General features: G+C 65.8%; 15 protein-coding genes. 10 read left to right on the top strand and 5 right to left on the bottom strand.

The features are described 5' to 3' along the window. Positions 1 to 10: 10 nt before the first annotated feature. The 6 genes from glyS (at position 11) to K6G35_RS02195 (ending at position 5,994) form a co-directional block, all read left to right on the top strand. A complete protein-coding gene (gene glyS, locus K6G35_RS02220) occupies positions 11 to 2,134 on the top strand; it encodes a glycine--tRNA ligase subunit beta (protein WP_035881387.1) in 2,124 nt (707 codons plus the stop codon). Positions 2,135 to 2,167: 33 nt separating this feature from the next. Beyond that, on the top strand, positions 2,168 to 2,749 hold the full coding sequence (gmhB, locus tag K6G35_RS02215) for a D-glycero-beta-D-manno-heptose 1,7-bisphosphate 7-phosphatase (RefSeq protein ID WP_008644041.1): 582 nt from the start codon (positions 2,168 to 2,170) through the stop codon (positions 2,747 to 2,749). 29 nt (positions 2,750 to 2,778) lie between these two features. Continuing rightward, complete coding sequence (locus K6G35_RS02210; RefSeq protein WP_008644043.1) at positions 2,779 to 3,540, top strand: lysophospholipid acyltransferase family protein; 762 nt, start codon at positions 2,779 to 2,781, stop codon at positions 3,538 to 3,540. Next, the gene (locus tag K6G35_RS02205) at positions 3,537 to 4,415 is read left to right on the top strand and encodes a M48 family metallopeptidase (RefSeq protein ID WP_008644044.1); all 879 of its coding nucleotides are present in this window, start codon (positions 3,537 to 3,539) and stop codon (positions 4,413 to 4,415) included. Before K6G35_RS02210 ends, K6G35_RS02205 begins: the two co-directional genes overlap by 4 nt. A gap of 259 nt (positions 4,416 to 4,674) precedes the next feature. Further along, on the top strand, positions 4,675 to 5,082 hold the full coding sequence (gene gloA / locus K6G35_RS02200) for a lactoylglutathione lyase (protein ID WP_008644047.1): 408 nt from the start codon (positions 4,675 to 4,677) through the stop codon (positions 5,080 to 5,082). A gap of 6 nt (positions 5,083 to 5,088) precedes the next feature. Continuing rightward, the gene (locus tag K6G35_RS02195) at positions 5,089 to 5,994 is read left to right on the top strand and encodes a DMT family transporter (protein ID WP_011515315.1); all 906 of its coding nucleotides are present in this window, start codon (positions 5,089 to 5,091) and stop codon (positions 5,992 to 5,994) included. A gap of 65 nt (positions 5,995 to 6,059) precedes the next feature. On the opposite strand, the gene trpS is transcribed toward K6G35_RS02195, so the two are convergent. Genes trpS through K6G35_RS02170 form a run of 5 tightly spaced genes read right to left on the bottom strand, consistent with a single transcriptional unit; the run spans position 6,060 to position 13,045 of the window. Further along, positions 6,060 to 7,088 carry a tryptophan--tRNA ligase gene (gene trpS, locus K6G35_RS02190; RefSeq protein ID WP_008644050.1) on the bottom strand — a complete coding sequence of 343 codons (1,029 nt, stop codon included), beginning with the start codon at positions 7,086 to 7,088 and terminating at the stop codon, positions 6,060 to 6,062. Between the two features lie 43 nt (positions 7,089 to 7,131). Further along, positions 7,132 to 7,968 (bottom strand): 16S rRNA (adenine(1518)-N(6)/adenine(1519)-N(6))-dimethyltransferase RsmA, encoded by an 837-nt coding sequence (rsmA, locus tag K6G35_RS02185; protein WP_008644052.1) that lies wholly within the window; start codon positions 7,966 to 7,968, stop codon positions 7,132 to 7,134. A gap of 3 nt (positions 7,969 to 7,971) precedes the next feature. Then, entirely contained in the window at positions 7,972 to 9,057 is a 1,086-nt protein-coding gene (gene pdxA / locus K6G35_RS02180; RefSeq protein ID WP_495676329.1) for a 4-hydroxythreonine-4-phosphate dehydrogenase PdxA, read from the bottom strand. Between the two features lie 16 nt (positions 9,058 to 9,073). Then, positions 9,074 to 10,561 (bottom strand): peptidylprolyl isomerase, encoded by a 1,488-nt coding sequence (locus tag K6G35_RS02175; protein WP_008644054.1) that lies wholly within the window; start codon positions 10,559 to 10,561, stop codon positions 9,074 to 9,076. A 9-nt stretch (positions 10,562 to 10,570) separates the two neighbouring features. Further along, on the bottom strand, positions 10,571 to 13,045 hold the full coding sequence (locus K6G35_RS02170) for an LPS-assembly protein LptD (protein WP_035881383.1): 2,475 nt from the start codon (positions 13,043 to 13,045) through the stop codon (positions 10,571 to 10,573). Between the two features lie 182 nt (positions 13,046 to 13,227). Between K6G35_RS02170 and K6G35_RS02165 the strand changes: the two genes are divergently transcribed. From K6G35_RS02165 to murU, 4 genes are read left to right on the top strand one after another with little or no spacing between them, the layout of a single operon-like run. Beyond that, positions 13,228 to 14,274 carry an aminoglycoside phosphotransferase family protein gene (locus K6G35_RS02165; RefSeq protein WP_008648711.1) on the top strand — a complete coding sequence of 349 codons (1,047 nt, stop codon included), beginning with the start codon at positions 13,228 to 13,230 and terminating at the stop codon, positions 14,272 to 14,274. Positions 14,275 to 14,285: 11 nt separating this feature from the next. Next, a complete protein-coding gene (locus tag K6G35_RS02160; RefSeq protein WP_008648709.1) occupies positions 14,286 to 15,083 on the top strand; it encodes an AzlC family ABC transporter permease in 798 nt (265 codons plus the stop codon). Then, a complete protein-coding gene (locus K6G35_RS02155) occupies positions 15,080 to 15,403 on the top strand; it encodes an AzlD domain-containing protein (protein WP_008648707.1) in 324 nt (107 codons plus the stop codon). Before K6G35_RS02160 ends, K6G35_RS02155 begins: the two co-directional genes overlap by 4 nt. After that, a complete protein-coding gene (gene murU, locus K6G35_RS02150) occupies positions 15,400 to 16,107 on the top strand; it encodes an N-acetylmuramate alpha-1-phosphate uridylyltransferase MurU (RefSeq protein WP_286882478.1) in 708 nt (235 codons plus the stop codon). The genes K6G35_RS02155 and murU overlap by 4 nt, the downstream gene beginning before the upstream one ends. Positions 16,108 to 16,115: the final 8 nt, after the last annotated feature.

Here is a 16,115-nt window from a genome sequence, read left to right as displayed (position 1 = left end):
GATACGATTCATGTCGCAACCCATGACCGATTCGCTGCTGATCGAACTGTTCACTGAAGAACTGCCGCCGAAGGCGCTGGCACGCCTGGGCGAGGCCTTTGCCCAGGGCCTGTTCGACGGCCTCGGCGCGCGCGATCTGCTCGAAGCAGGCGCCACCGTTACGCCTTTCGCCACGCCGCGCCGCCTGGGCGCGCTGGTCTCCGGCGTGCGCCGCACCGCGCCGGACCGTGAGCAGCGCGAGAAGGTACTGCCGCTGACCGTGGCGCTCGATGCCAACGGCGCCCCGACGGCTCCGCTGGGCAAGAAGCTGGCGGCACTGGCCAAGTCGGTCGGCGTAGCCGAGATCGACTGGCAGACGCTCGAGCGCGCCTCCGATGGCAAGGCCGATGCGTTCTTCTACCGCTATACCGCGCGCGGCGCGACGCTGGCCGATGGCCTGCAGGCAACGCTCGACGAGACGCTGACCAAGCTGCCGATCCCGAAGGTGATGAGCTACCAGCGTCCGGACGGCACCACCGTGCATTTCGTGCGTCCGGCACACAGCCTGATCGCCCTGTATGGCGCGGAGATCGTGCCGGTTTCGGCACTCGGCCTGCAAGCCAGCAATCTCACGCAAGGTCACCGCTTCCTGTCGCAGGGCACGATCGAGATTCCCCACGCGGCCGAGTACGCCGGCCTGCTGGAATCGCGCGGCCGCGTCGTCGCCGGCTACGCCGACCGGCGCGAGCGCATCCGCACGGCGCTGCTCAAGGAAGCCGGCGCCGACAAGGTCATCATGCCGGACTCGCTGCTCGACGAGGTGAACTCGCTGGTCGAATGGCCGGTGATCTACCCGTGCCACTTCGAGGAAGCCTTCCTAGCCGTGCCGCAGGAGTGCCTGATCCTGACGATGCAGACCAACCAGAAGTACTTTGCGCTGACCGATGCCGAAGGGCACCTGCGCAACCGCTTCCTGATCGTCTCGAACCTGGCCACCGACACGCCGCAATCGATCATCACGGGCAACGAGCGTGTGGTGCGCCCACGCCTGGCCGATGCGAAGTTCTTCTTCGACCAGGACCGCAAGAAGACGCTGGCCTCGCGCGTGCCGCAACTCGCCAACGTGGTCTACCACAACAAGATCGGCAACCAGCTCGACCGCGTGCAGCGCCTGCAGCAGATCGCCGGCCATCTTGCCGACGCGATGAACGCCGCCGGCGCCCCGGTCGACAAGGCCGCCGCGATGCGCGGCGCCGAACTGGCCAAGGCCGATCTGCTGACCGACATGGTCGGCGAGTTCCCCGAGCTGCAAGGCACGATGGGCACGTACTACGCCCGCCACGACGACGAAGCCGAGGACGTCGCCCTGGCCTGCTCCGAGCACTATCGCCCGCGCTTTGCCGGCGACGCGCTGCCAGCAGGCAACGTGAGCACCGCCGTGGCGCTGGCCGACAAGCTTGAGACGCTGATTGGCATCTGGGGCATCGGCCTGCAGCCGACCGGCGAAAAGGACCCGTTCGCACTGCGCCGCCACGCGCTGGGCATCCTGCGGATGCTGATCGAAAAACCGCTGGCGCTGTCCCTGAACGACGTGCTGGGTCTGACCGAACAAGCCTTCGCCGGCATCGCGGCGGTCAAGCCTTCGCGCGAAGCGATCACCGACTTCCTCTTCGACCGCGTACGTGGCTACCTGAAGGACAAGGGCTACACGACCAACGAGGTGGAAGCCGTGGTCAGCCTGCGCCCGCAGCAACTGCACGACATCCTGGCGCGCATGGAAGCCGTCCGCACGTTCGCGGCGTTGCCTGAAGCCGAAGCCCTGGCCGCAGCGAACAAACGCATTACGAACATCCTGAAGAAGACGGACGAGGCAATCGGCAGCGTCGATGTATCGCTGTTCCAGGAGGCCGCCGAAGGCGCGCTGCACGAGGCGATCGAGCGCGTGCGCCCGGGCGTGGAAGCCGCGTTCGCGGGTGGTGATTTCACCGCCGCGCTGCGCGACCTGGCCCAGCTTCGCGATGCCGTGGACCGCTTCTTCAACGACGTGATGGTCATGGCCGAGGACGCAAAGCTGCGCGCCAACCGCCTGGCGCTGTTGGCCACGCTGCACAGCCTGGCGAATCGCGTCGCGGACATTTCGAAGCTGGCGGCCTAAGCTGTCTCATACGCTGCATCACCGGAGCGCGCCATGCCACAGTCCCAGTTGAAGTTCGTCATCCTGGATCGCGACGGGGTCATCAACCGCGACAGCGACCAGTTCATCAAGACACCCGACGAATGGATACCGATCGAGGGTAGCCTTGAAGCCATCGCCATGCTGAACCAGGCCGGCTACCGCGTGGTGGTGGCCAGCAACCAGTCGGGCATCGGCCGTGGCCTGTTCGAGATGAGCGCGCTCAACGCGATGCACGAGAAGATGTACAAGGCGCTGGCCAACCTCGGTGGCCGCGTCGAAGCCATCTTCTTCTGCCCGCACACGGCCGCCGACAACTGCGACTGCCGCAAACCCAAATCCGGCCTGTACGAGCAGATTGGGGAGCGGTTCGGCATCGAATTGCGCACCGCGCCCACGGTGGGAGATTCGCTGCGCGACCTTCAGGCGGGCGTGGCGGTTGGCTGCATCCCGCATCTGGTTCGCACGGGCAAGGGCATGAAAACGCTGGAAAAAGGCGGCCTGCCCGATGGCACGCGCGTGCATGACGACCTGGCAGCGTTTGCGCGCTGGCTGATCGACGATGCGGCGCCCAAGCCGCAACCAACCGCGCCCTGATATCCGTCCCCGATTACCGCCCCCGATCGATGACTTTCCTCCGTTCCCTGCTGTTCTCGCTGTACCTCCTGGCACTCACGCCCCCCTATGCGTGCCTTTGCTTCATCGTGTTTCCGTTCATGAACGCGGAGAACCGCTTCCGCTTCGTGCGCGGCTGGACAAGGCTCGTGATCTGGGCGGGCCGCCTGATCTGCGGCATCCACTATCGCATCGAGGGCATGGAGCAGGCGCAGTCGATGCTCGACAAGCACGTGGTACTGCTGTCCAAGCACCAGTCCGCCTGGGAAACCGTGGCCTATGTGGCCCTGATGCCCAAGCCGCTGTGTTTCGTCTTCAAGCGCGAGCTGCTGCTGGTACCGTTCTTCGGCTGGGCCCTGGGCATGCTGAAGATGGTCCATATCAATCGCAAAGATGGCCCGCGCGCGTTCGCGTCGGCCGCCCGCCAGGGCCGCGACCGCCTGGCAGAAGGCGCCTGGATCATCATGTTCCCGGAGGGCACGCGCACCGCCTCGGGCCTGGAGAAGCCGCGCTACAAGAGCGGCGGCGCCCGTCTGGCAGTGGAAACCGGTGCATGGGTGATCCCGATGGCTGTCAATTCGGGACGACTCTGGCCCCGCAACTCCTTCCTGAAATATCCGGGCATGATTACGATTTCAATCGGCGCCCCGATTGCGTCGGCCAACAAGACCGCAGACATGCTGAATCAGGAAGTCGAAACGTGGATTGAGGCAGAGATGCGCCGTATCGATCCGGACAGCTATCGCCGCGCAGGTAACCAGGCCACCGCATGAAGCTGCTGCGTCCTGCTCCCGAGACACCCGGCGCGCAGCTCGAGCTGCCGCTGGCGGAGGCATTGCCGCCCGTCACGCCGGAGCAGCAGGACCTGTCGCCGACATCCGCGCCGCACACACCCGAGACCGCGTCGCCCTGGCCCCCGGCCCTGCCTAACGGCCGGCGACTGCAGGTGGGCGAACGCACGGTGCACTACGCCCTCAAGCGCTCGTCGCGGCGCACCATTGGCTTCACCGTGGATGATCGCGGCCTGTCGATCACCGCGCCCCGCTGGGTCACCCTGGCCGACGTCGAGGCAGCCATCCTCGAGAAGCAACGCTGGATCTTCAACAAGCTGGGCGAATGGCGCCATCGCGAAGCACGCCGCATCCTGCCGACGGTGCAATGGCGCGACGGCGCGTCGTTACCGTTCCTGGGCCAGCCGATCACCCTGCAACTCGAATCGCCGGCCGGCGTGCTGATGTTCAATGCGGAATTGCGCATGCTGCATCTGGCCCTGCCCGCGCACGCCGATGAGCAGCAGATCAAGGACCGTGTGCAGGGCTGGATGCAGAACCAGGCGCGCCGCCTGCTGGCGGAGCGGCTGGACATCTATGCCGCGAAACTGGGCGTGCGTCATACCGGCTTCGCCCTGACCTCGGCAGCCACGCGCTGGGGAAGCTGCACGGCCGACGGCAAGATCCGGCTGAACTGGCGCCTCATGCATTTCCCGCTGTCGATGATCGACTACGTGGCCGCCCACGAGCTGGCGCATCTCAAGGAGATGAACCACGGACCGCGTTTCTGGGAAACAGTGGAATCGATCTTCCCCGAGTTCCGCGACGCCCGCGCCCAGCTTCGCGCGCATCCACCGGAACTGTTGCCGACGTTCTGACGTTCTGACGTTCCGGCGCTCCGGCGCCCTCGTCGCTCACCGTGCATACCGTGCGTCCAGGCGCCATCGACGGATATGTTCCACACCTGGCTGTAATCACCGGCCTCCGGCGACTGGTCGCCCCGCACGCTGTTGTCGAACCACGCATACCGAAACCGGGTATCGGCATAGGGACCGACATCGACGGCGGCCGGCGCGTTCCGCGGCATGGGAATAGAATGGCGGACTCTGTCTTTACAGTTTTGCCAAAGAGACCCCCATGCGACTTCTCCACACCATGCTGCGCGTTGGCGACTACCAGCGCTCGATCGATTTCTACACGCGCGTGCTCGGCATGACGCTGCTGCGCGAGAGCGACAATCCCGAATACAAGTACCGCCTCGCCTTCGTCGGATACGGCCCCGAGACCGAGACCGCCGTCATCGAACTGACCTACAACTACGGCGTCGACAAGTACGACCTCGGCACCGCCTATGGCCATATCGCCCTGGAAGTACCCAGCGCGGCCGAAGCCTGTGAGCGCATCCGGTCGGCCGGCGGCAAGGTCACCCGCGAAGCCGGTCCGGTCAAGGGCGGCACCACGGTGATCGCGTTCGTAGAGGACCCGGACGGCTACAAGATCGAACTGATCGAGCGTCACTCGACGCGCGACGCTGCCCGCCCGTAACGCGCAATGAGCGCGCAAGCAATGACGCGGCGCCCGCTGGACGGCACGGCCATCGGGTTGATGGTGCTGCTGTGCGCCGCCTGGGGGCTCCAGCAGGTGATCATCAAGGTCACCGCCCCGCTGATGGGCGCCGTGCTGCAGGCGGGTGTGCGCTCGGCCATCGCGGCGCTGCTGGTGTTCGGCTTCGCGGCCTGGCGCGGCACGCCGCTCTGGGAACGCGATGGCACATTGCGCGCGGGACTGGTAGCCGGACTACTGTTCGGGGCCGAGTTCTTCTGCATCTTCGTCGGACTCGGCCACACCACCGCATCCCGCATGGCGGTGTTTCTCTATACAGCCCCGATCTTCACCGCACTCGGCCTGCACCTGTTTGTGCCGGGCGAGCATCTGCACCGGGGCCAGTGGCTCGGCGTGGTTCTGGCGTTCTGCGGCATTGCGCTGGCCTTCGCCGACGGTATTGCCTCGCCTTCCACGCAAGGCAGCACGGTGATTGGCGATGTCCTGGGCATGGTGGCCGGCGCCCTGTGGGCGGCGACAACCGTCGTCGTGCGCGGCAGCAAGCTGTCTGGTGCCCCTGCCAGCAAGACGCTGCTCTACCAGCTGGGTGTGTCGGCGGTGATGCTGCTGTTGATGGCGCTGGCGGCAGGCCAGGCGCATACGGTGGAAATCACGGGCTTCGTCGTGGCCAGCCTGTTCTACCAGTCGGTGCTGATCGCGTTCGCGAGTTACCTGATCTGGTTCTGGCTCTTGCGCCAGTATCTGGCATCACGACTGTCAGTGTTCTCGTTCCTGACGCCGCTGTTCGGCGTGGCATTCGGCGTGCTGCTCATGCACGACCACGTCGGCGTGCGGTTCGCCCTGGCGGCGGTAATGGTGCTGGGGGGGATTGTGCTGGTGAATCGACGGGCGTAATGAACGCCGTCGGTTTGTCGCCCTCTCCCGCGTAGCGGGCAAGGGCGACAACGATCAGTGCCGAATCACTGCGGGAACGAGAACATCCCCAGCGCGCCGCGCACTTCGTCCAGCGTCTGCTGGGTGATTTCGCGGGCTTCGGCGGTGCCCTTCTTCAGGATGTCGAACACATAGCCCGGGTCCTGGGCAAGCTGCTCGCGGCGTTCGCGGATCGGGCGCAGCATTTCCTGCAGGACGCTTTCCACGCGGCGCTTCAGCACCATGTCGCCCAGGCCGCCGCGGCGGTAGTGCTCCTTGAGCGCTTCCACTTCGGCCGGATTCGGATCGAATGCGTCGAGGTACGTGAACACGACATTGCCTTCCACCTGGCCCGGATCGGACACCTTGAGGTGGTTCGGATCGGTGTACATCTTGTGCACGGCTTCGCGGATCTGGTCCGGCGACGCGCCGAGCGGAATCGCGTTGCCCTGCGACTTGCTCATCTTCGCCTTGCCATCCACGCCCGGCAGACGGCCATGCTTCGGGATCAGCGCAGCGGCTTCGGGCAGCACCTCGCGGCCGACCTGGTTGTTGACCCGGCGCACGATCTCGTTGGTCTGCTCGATCAGCGGTGCCTGGTCTTCACCCACGGGCACCAGCACGGCCTTGAAGCCGGTGATATCGGCGGCCTGCGAAGCCGGGTAGCAGAGGAAACCAGCCGGGATGTCGCGGCCGAAGCCACGCGCCTGGATTTCCTCCTTGATCGTCGGGTTGCGCTCCAGGCGCGATACCGTGACGAAGTTCAGGTACATCAGCGTCAGTTCCGCCAGCGCCGGCAGGTGCGACTGCACCGAGATCGTGGTCTTGGTCGGATCGATGCCCACGGCGAGGTAGTCGAGCGCGACTTCGAGCACGTTGCGGCGTACCTTGTCGGGGTCATGGGCGTTGTCGGTCATCGCCTGGGTATCGGCCAGCAGCACGTACTGCTTGTGCGTCTCCTGCAGGGCGACGCGGCTCTTCAGGGAGCCGACGAAATGGCCAAGGTGCAGCGGGCCGGTAGGACGGTCGCCAGTCAGGATGACGGGACGCTTATCAGGGTTGGTCTGGTCAGTCATGGGCGTCGCAAGGACTTCAGGGTATTCAGGATAAAAAGGGGGCTCAGGCCACGCGGGCGGGCGGCTCCGCGCCGCCGACGATGCGCGCGAGCTCGACATACTCGGCAACAGGCACTTCCTCGGCGCGGCGGGTCAGATCGAAGCCCAGCGCGTCGAAATCAACCTGGTCGCGCAGGAACGACAGCGTATTGCGCAGCACCTTGCGGCGCTGCGAGAACGCGGCGGTCACCACGTCGCCCAGCACGCCCGCATCGCACGCGGCGTACGGCGACCGCAGCGTGCCATCCTCGGCGCGTGGCCACGGAATCATGCGCACCACGGCGGAATCGACCTTCGGCGGCGGATTGAACGACGCGGGCGGCACATCGAGCACGTGCTCCATGTGATAGCGGACCTGCAGCATGATCGACAGGCGGCCATACGATTTGTTGCCGGGGTCGGCCACCATGCGCTCGACCACTTCCTTCTGCAGCATGAAATGCTGGTCGCGCACGTCATCGGCGAAATCCACCAGATGGAACAGCAGCGGGCTGGAAATGTTGTACGGCAGGTTGCCGACGATGCGCAGCGCGCGGCCGGGCTCGCGCAGCTTGCCAAAGTCGAACGCCAGCGCGTCGCCGGCGTGGACCACAAGGCGGTCGCCGTAGCGCCGGCGCAACCGCTCCACGAGATCTCGGTCGAGTTCGACCACCTGCATGCCTGGCAGCCGCTCCAGCAGCGGATCGGTCAGCGCGCCGAGGCCCGGACCGATCTCGACCACGATGTCGTTTGGCTGCGGGTCGATCGCGCTGACGATGCCATGAATAATGCCGTCATCGACGAGGAAGTTCTGTCCGAACCGTTTGCGGGCCACATGGCCCTGATGCACGTTTGAACGCATAAGTCAGTGCTGGCCGTTGGCGATGCCATTGTCCGCGCGCCCATTGCTGTGGCGCCCGCTGGCATGTCCGGCCATGGTAATGGCACAGCGGATGGCTTCGATCATGCTGCCGTGCTCGGCGCGGCCAGTGCCGGCCAGGTCGAGCGCGGTGCCATGGTCCACCGATGTGCGGATGAAGGGCAGCCCCAGCGTGATATTCACGCCGTGACCAAAGGTACCGTACTTGAGGGGCGCCAGGCCCTGGTCATGGTACATCGCCAGCACGCAGTCGGCATCACGCAGATGGCGCGGCTGGAACAGCGTGTCGGCGGGATACGGGCCGCGCGCGTCGATATCGGCATCGCGGGCCTGCTCGAGCGCGGGAGAAATCACGTCGATTTCCTCGCGCCCCATATGACCGGACTCCCCCGCGTGCGGGTTCAGCCCGGTTACCAGGATACGTGGGCGCGCGATGCCGAAATTCCGGCGCAGATCGGCATCGACAATCGTCAGCGTCTCGACCAGCATCGGAACGTTCAGCGCATCAGGCACCGCGCGCAGCGGCAGATGCGTGGTGGCCAGCGCCACGCGCAGCATGGCGTTGTCATGCGCCGGCTGCGGGCCGGCCAGCATCATTACCACACGCGGCACGCCGGCGCATTCGGCCAGATATTCGGTATGCCCTGAAAAAGGCACGCCAGCATCATTGATCGTGCTCTTCTGCACCGGCGCGGTAATCATGGCCGCATAGCGGCCCGTCCGCAGGCCATCGACGGCGGCATCCAGCAGCGCCAGCACGTAGTGGCCATTGCGGGCATCGAGCCGCCCCGGCTCGCAGTGCACGCCCAGCGCGATGTCTTCCACGATCACGTCGCCGTCGGCAATCCGACGTGCCCACGCATGGGCCACGCCAAGCGCCTCGGCACGCTGATCGAGCAGACGCGCATCTCCGATCACATGGAAGCGGACCGTCCCCCCATGGCCGACGTTGCCGCCGTTGGCGCCGTGATTGGCGGCGAACTGCAGCAGGGCACCGATCGTGATGTCGGGGCCGATGCCGGCCGGTTCTCCGGTCGTGATTGCTAGGTCGAGTGGCGCGGGGTCGGGCATGGTTCGGGCCAGCGCATCAGCGCTGGCGGTTGATCCGGTATTCGACATACGCCGCGCTGCGGAGCTGGCGCACCCAGTCATCATAGGCGGCGCGCAGCTTCTGCTCGCGAACTTCGGCTCGTGCGAAGTCACGCTGCTTCTCGGGCGACACTTCGGTCTCGCGGCGGTTTTCCACCTGGATCAGGTGCACACCGAACTGCGTGACGACCGGGTCGGAGATCTCGCCCGGGCGCAGGCGGTTCATGGCCTGCTCGAACTCGGGCACCAGTTCGCCCGGCGACACCCAGCCGAGTTCGCCACCTTGCGACGCCGAACCGTCCTGCGAGTAGCGACGGGCGGCATCGGCGAAATCGACACCGTGCGTGATCCGGTCGCGGATCGTCGCCATCTGACGCTTCGCTTCGGCCTCGGGCATGTTCGGGCCGGTGCGGATCAGGATATGGCGCACCTGCGTCTGCGCGATGCGGTCGCTCGCCGCCGGCTGCGCGGCGGCCGTGCGCTTGGACACGAGCTTGATCACGTGGAAACCGTTGGCCGATTCCAGAACCTCGGGCACCACCGCGCCCGGCTGCAGGTCGACCACGGCATTGGCAAACACGGCAGGCAACCGGCCAATCTCGCGGAAACCCAGCGAGCCGCCTTGCGAGGCTTCCGGCGCCTCGGAGTTGGCCTTGGCCAGTTCGGCAAAGTCCGCCCCGCCTTGCGCCTGCTTCAGCAGGCCTTCCGCCTTCGTCTTGAGCTGGGCCTTCTGTGCATCGGACGCATCTTCGGGCACGCGCACGAGGATCTGCGCCACATTGAACTCAGTCGGGCCCGAGGCGGCCGCCTGGCCACCGTTACGCGCGGCCAGATAGTTGTCGATCTCGCCGTCGTAGACCTGCACCTTCGAGTCCACCTCGCGTTCGCGCAGGCGGATCACCTGGACCTGCTTGCGCAGTTCGTCGCGGTACTTGGTCCACGACATGCCGCTGGCTTCCACGCGGCTGCGCAGCTCCGTCGCAGACATCTTGTTCTGTTGCGCCACCGATTCGATCGCCCGATCGACTTCCTGATCGGTCACCTTGATCCCGGCTTCCTGCGCGGCCTGCGTCTGCACGCGCTCCATCACGAGGCGTTCCAGCACTTCGCCGAGCAAGTCGGGCCGCGGCGGCACCTCGCGCTTGGCGGCGCGAAGCTGGTTTTCGATCTCGTCAGCGCGGTCAAGCAGTTCCCGGCGCGTGATCACGCTGTTGTTGACGACAGCCACCACCTCGTCCACCAACTGCGAGCGCGGCTGGGACGAAGGCTGCGGCACGCCCATCATCGGCTGGCTCGGCGCCACGGTGCTGCCGCTGCCCTGGCTGGCCGATTGGCTGCCCTGCTGCGTGAAGATACCCTGCGTACGCGTGCCGGGCGCGCGCAATTGCGCAGCCGCCGGCGCGGCCAGCGTCACGAGCACGGCCGACAGCAGCAGCTGCTGCCAGGGGTTCAGGCGGGACAACAGGGAGAAGGCTTGACGTTTCATCTTGGTCCGTCATTCATAGTGATCGTACGGGGTTGTCGGCACCGGCCGTGCCGTCACGGGCTCGTAGCCCGGCACGTTCAGGCGCAACATGTCCAGCGGGTTGGAGCCAATCTTCGACAGCCCACGGAACTCCACCTGGAAGAAAACCCGCCCGGTGTAACCGTTCGAGGTATTGCGGAAACGCTGGTACACGAATCGGCCGACCCAGCAGTCGGCGGCGTACTCGAAACCGGCCAGCGCATCCACGAGCTGGTTGGCCGACTTGTCGAATGCCACGCGGCCAATACCGTAAGTGCGTTGCGTGATCGGCCACTGCCCCGACACTTCGATCTGGTCGATCGCGGTATTGTCCGTCACCGAGGTCGGGCGACGGTAGCGATAGCCGAAATTGATGAGCTTGCGCGATTCCGGCCGGTACGCGAATGCCACGTTCGAGTAGTTGACCTTGTCCTGGTCCGGATTCCACTGGATGCCGGCATCAAGATAGTAGCCGCGGAACAGCTGGATCGTGGTGGCTGCCAGCAGGTCTGAGTAGCTCGGCTTGGCATCCGGCAGCGTGCCATTGAGCTGCACACGCTGGCCCGTAAAGTCGACACGCTGCGCAATCGTGCCACGGAAACGCTCGACACCAGTCTCAGATTCGATCAGGCGCGTGGTCAGGCCCAGCGTCAGCTTGTTATTGTCAGCGATGCGGTCGTTACCGGTAAACGGGTTCTCGGTAAAGATCTGACCGTAGCCAAAGTCCGACTGCACCGTATCGAACAGCGGGAACTGACTCTGGTCGTAGAACGGCGTATAGACGTAGAACAGGCGCGGCTCGAGTGTCTGCGTGTACTTCACGCCAAACAGCTTGCTGACGCCCGGCGCGTCACGCTCGAACGTCATGCCCGAATCCAGGCTTACGGTCGGAATAGTGCGATTGAGCGTATTCGACGCGCCAACCGTGTTGGTGCCGGTATCCATGTTGTACTGCGCCGCGTTGAAGATGAACTTCGGCGTCACGTACCAGCCCGGGCGGATGATCGGGTAGCTGATTGTCGGCTGGATGAATGCGCGATTGCCTTCGGGCTGCTGGATGCCGGTACTGGTCAGCGGGATACGGAATCGCGTGTAGTCCGTCTCGAGCGAAATATCGAAGCCGTGGAAGTCATAGCGGTTGTACTTCGCGTTCAACTGCGGCTCGCGCTCGTAGGACGGCTCGCTGGGCAACAACGTCTGGAACTTCTGCACCCGTGCCATGAACACCCAGTCCTGCCACGCATAAATCACGCCGCCTTCCTGCGTGTACTGACGCAGGGTCGACTGCGATACGGAACGCGTCAGGTCGTCGGGATACTTGTCATCCGAAACCTTGCTGACGTTCACGTACGCCGTCATGCCGGGGATGACGGTCTGATAATGCTGGATCGAGTAGGCCCAGCGATTGCGGCCCGCCTTCTTGTCGTCGGGCAGGAACTCGCCGCGGATGCGGCCGCTGTAGCCGTCCCCCATGTACCGGAAATCCTCGCCAAGCTGCACGCCGCGGGACGACAGAATTCGCGGGTAGAGCGTCAGATCACGGTTCGGTGCCAGGTTGAAATAGTACGGAACAGTGAGATCGAACCCGGAGTTCGAGCCGTATCCGAACAACGGCGGCAGCACGCCGCTACGACGCTCGCTATTGAGCGGAAAGCTGAACGCCGGCGCGCCCGCGATCGGCACGCCAAAGAAATTGAGCACACCGCCATAGGCCGTGCCCACCTGACGATCGCTATCCAGATCGAGCTTTCTGGCGCTGAAGTACCAGTCCGCGTTATCGGGCGAACAGGTCGTGTAGGTCGCCTTCTTCAGCGTGCTGCGGTCCGGATCCAGGAAATCTACGCGCTCGGCGCTGCCGGAGCCGCCGGTCTGCTGGAAGTAGTAGTCCGGGGACAGCATGTAGCCTTCATTGGCCTGCACGCGCATCCGCGCTTCCGGGCCTACGGCCAGCGTGCCGCTCTTCGAAAGTCGCACGTTGCCAGTGGCATGTGCTTCGTCGGTGTCCTGGTCGTAGGTGACCTTGTCGCCCTTGATCACACCACCGTCGCGGCGCAGTTCGGCGTGCCCTTCCATCTCCACGCCCTTCTCGCTGTAGCCCGTTACGCGGTCGCCGGACGCGTAGGCTGGGGCGTTCGGATTCGAGGGCGTAGATGACGGCGATAGGTTGAGCGTGTTGCCGCTGGGAGCGGTCCGCATGGCGGGCTCGGTCAGGCGCGGAACGAGATCGCCGCCTTCAGCCGGCGGCGGCGGTGCCTCCGGGGTCTGCGTGACCACTGGCTCGACGAGGTCGATGTTCGGAATGGCGGACGTCGCGCCGTACTGCGCATGGGCGCTCACCGTCAGCCCGGCCATGGCGAGCACGAGCGGCCGCAGCGCGCTGGCGGGCAGGCGGACGCGCCGGGACGTGCCCGGGGGCGCTGGCGGTCGGGTGGCCGGATGATGCGGTGATCGTCGTTGTTCGGTCATGCAAACGGTGGTCGGTCAGCTCGGCGGGCCGGCGCTTCGAAGGGGCTGCAAAGTTTGCCCCTGCTTCGACGCCAACCCATTGCCAGAGCGGGCTGCGGGGCGACAAAGGCCCCTCCCGGAGGCCACCCGGCGCCCGGGTCTGGTCGGGTATTATACGGGGCATCGTATTCTCCCTTTCAGGCATGTCTGCACTTCTTCACGCCACGGGCCAAGACCCGCGCATCGAACAACTCAAAACGTGGGTAGCCAGACTCGGTGCGGCATGGTCGATCGACCCGGATTCCTGCGCCCCCGCGTCGGCCGACGCAAGCTTTCGCCGCTACTTCCGCGTGCGGACCGGCCACCCTGCGCACCCCACCGCGATCGTGATGGACGCGCCACCCTCGCACGAGGATTGCCGACCGTTCATCCATGTGGCAAAGCTGTTCGGCGATGCCGGCGTGACGGTGCCGACGGTGCTGGCCCAGGATCTCGAGCAGGGTTTCCTGCTGCTGGCCGATCTGGGCAGCCAGACGTACCTGTCGCGCCTGGACGACACCTCGGCGCACAATCTCTATACCGATGCGGCCGCCGCGCTGGTCAAGATCCAGGCCGCCACCCGCCCGGGCGAACTGCCGGCGTACGACCGCGCGCTGCTGCAGCGCGAACTGGACCTGTTCCCGCAGTGGTACATCGCCAAGCACCTCGGCGTGACGCTCGACGACCGTCAGCAGGCCGACCTGCGTGAGGTGTTCGAGACCATCATGGCCAACAACCTGGCGCAGCCGCAGGTCTACGTGCATCGCGACTACCATTCGCGCAACCTGATGGTGCTGCCCGAAGCCAGCAACCCCGGTGTCCTGGACTTCCAGGATGCGGTGATCGGCCCGATCACCTACGACGCCGTGTCGCTCTGGCGCGACGCCTATATCGAATGGGAAGAAGAGCAACAGCTCGACTGGCTGATCCGCTACTGGGAACGCGCCCGCAAGACCGGGCTGCCCGTGGCGGCCGATTTCGGCGAGTTCTACCGCGACTTTGAATGGATGGGCCTGCAACGCCACCTCAAGGTGCTTGGTATCTTCGCGCGTCTGTATCACCGTGACGGCAAGGACGGCTATCTGGCCAACCTGCCGCTCGTGCTCCGATACACCCGCAACGTGGCAGGCCGGTATAGCGAGATGCGCAAGCTCGTGCGCCTGCTCGATGCGATCGAAGGCACCGAGCGGCCCACCGGCTTCACGTTCTAGGCGGGTGCAACGTGGAGGTCCCATCCGACACCCCTGACACCCCCGAGGCCGCCGAGGCTATCACCCGCAGCGGCGAATGGTGGGCCGGCGCCCGCGCGCTGGCGCCGATGCTGCTCGGCGTGATGCCGTTCGGCCTGATTTACGGCGTGCTGGCAGTCAATGCCGGAATGCCGGCCTGGCTGGCCTGCGCGATGAGCGCGATCGTCTTCGGCGGGGCATCGCAGATGATCCTGACGCAACTCTGGGCAGCCGGCACGCCGGCGCTGGTGGTCGCGTTCACGGTGGCGATGGTCAATCTGCGACACGCGCTCTATTCCGCGACGATTGCCGCATCCCTGGCACCGCTGCCACGCCGCTGGAAGGCGCTGATTGCCTATCTGCTGACCGACGAGGCGTTCGCGGCCATGACCCGCCGTCTGGGAGACACTGGCCCGCGCGCGCGCTACCGGCACTGGTTCTACTTTGGCGCGGGCTTTTCGCTCTGGGCGAGCTGGCAGGTCTCCACGCTGGCCGGTGTGCTGGTTGGCGCGCAGGTGCCGCGTGACTGGCCGCTCGATTTCTTCCTGCCGCTGACCTTCATCGGGATCATCGTGCCGAATTTGAAGCACCGCTCGCAGACCGCCGCCGCGCTGGTGGCCTCGGTACTGGCCGTGGCGTGCTTCGCCATGCCGCACAAGCTCGGCATCATGGTGGCGGCGCTGGGCGGCATTGCCGCAGGCATGTTGCTGCGCGGGCGGGACCGGGACGGTACCGGGCGGCGCTCGTCGGACGCATCGGGCCAAACCGATCGCAAGGAGCACGCAGCATGAGCCAGATGACCCTGCTGTGGGTATTCATCGGCGCGGGACTGGCCACTTTCCTGATCCGGCTGTCATTCATCGCCGTCGAGGGCCGCGTGCGCCTTCCGGCATGGTTTCGCACGGCGCTGCAGTTCGTGCCGGCGGCCATGCTGTCGGCCCTGATCGCGCCGGACCTGCTGATGCGCGACGGCGCCGTGTTCGTCAGCCTGCACAATGCACGCCTGATCGCCGGCGTGGTGGCCATCGTCATCGCCGCGCGCACGCGCAGCGTTGGCTGGACCATCGCCGGAGGCATGGCCGCCCTGGTTGCCCTGGAGGCTCTGATTTGAAAGCGATGATCTTCGCCGCCGGCCGCGGCGATCGTATGCGACCGTTGACAGATGCCTGCCCGAAGCCGTTGCTGGCCGTGGGAGGCAAGCCGCTGATCGTGTGGCAGGTCGAGGCGCTGGTGCGGGCCGGCCTCACCGATATCGTCATCAATCACGCCTGGCTCGGCGAGCAGCTCGAGTCGGCACTGGGCGATGGTTCGCAATTCGGCGCGCGCATCCATTGGTCGGCCGAAGGCACGGCGCTGGAAACGGCCGGCGGCATCGCCCACGCGCTGCCCCTGCTGACCGGCAAGGCCGACGCCGACGACGTGTTCCTGGCCGTATCGGGCGACATCTTCTGCGACTTCGACTACCGCACCCTGTTGCCGCGCGCCCGCGCCATGGCCACGGCCCCGCGCCCGCACATGCATCTGGTGATGGTGCCGAATCCGCCCTTCCATCCGCGCGGCGATTTCGTGCTGGATGCGGGCGGACTGCTGCGGATGCCCAGCGCCGACGGCCACGCGCTGACGTTCGGCAATATCGGCCTGTACGACACCCGCCTGTTCCGCGAAATCGAACGCGGGGCGAAGGTGGCGATGTCGCCCTACTATCGGGAAGCCATCGCGGCAAGCCTGGCCACGGGCGAGCGCTTCGACGGACGCTGGGAAAACGTTGGCACTCCTGCGCAACTGTCGGCGCTTGATCGCTCGCTGCGGGCATAGCGGCGCGC

This window comes from Cupriavidus sp. HY129 (assembly GCF_059492215.1).
This window is presented reverse-complemented; position numbering and strand designations above follow the sequence as displayed.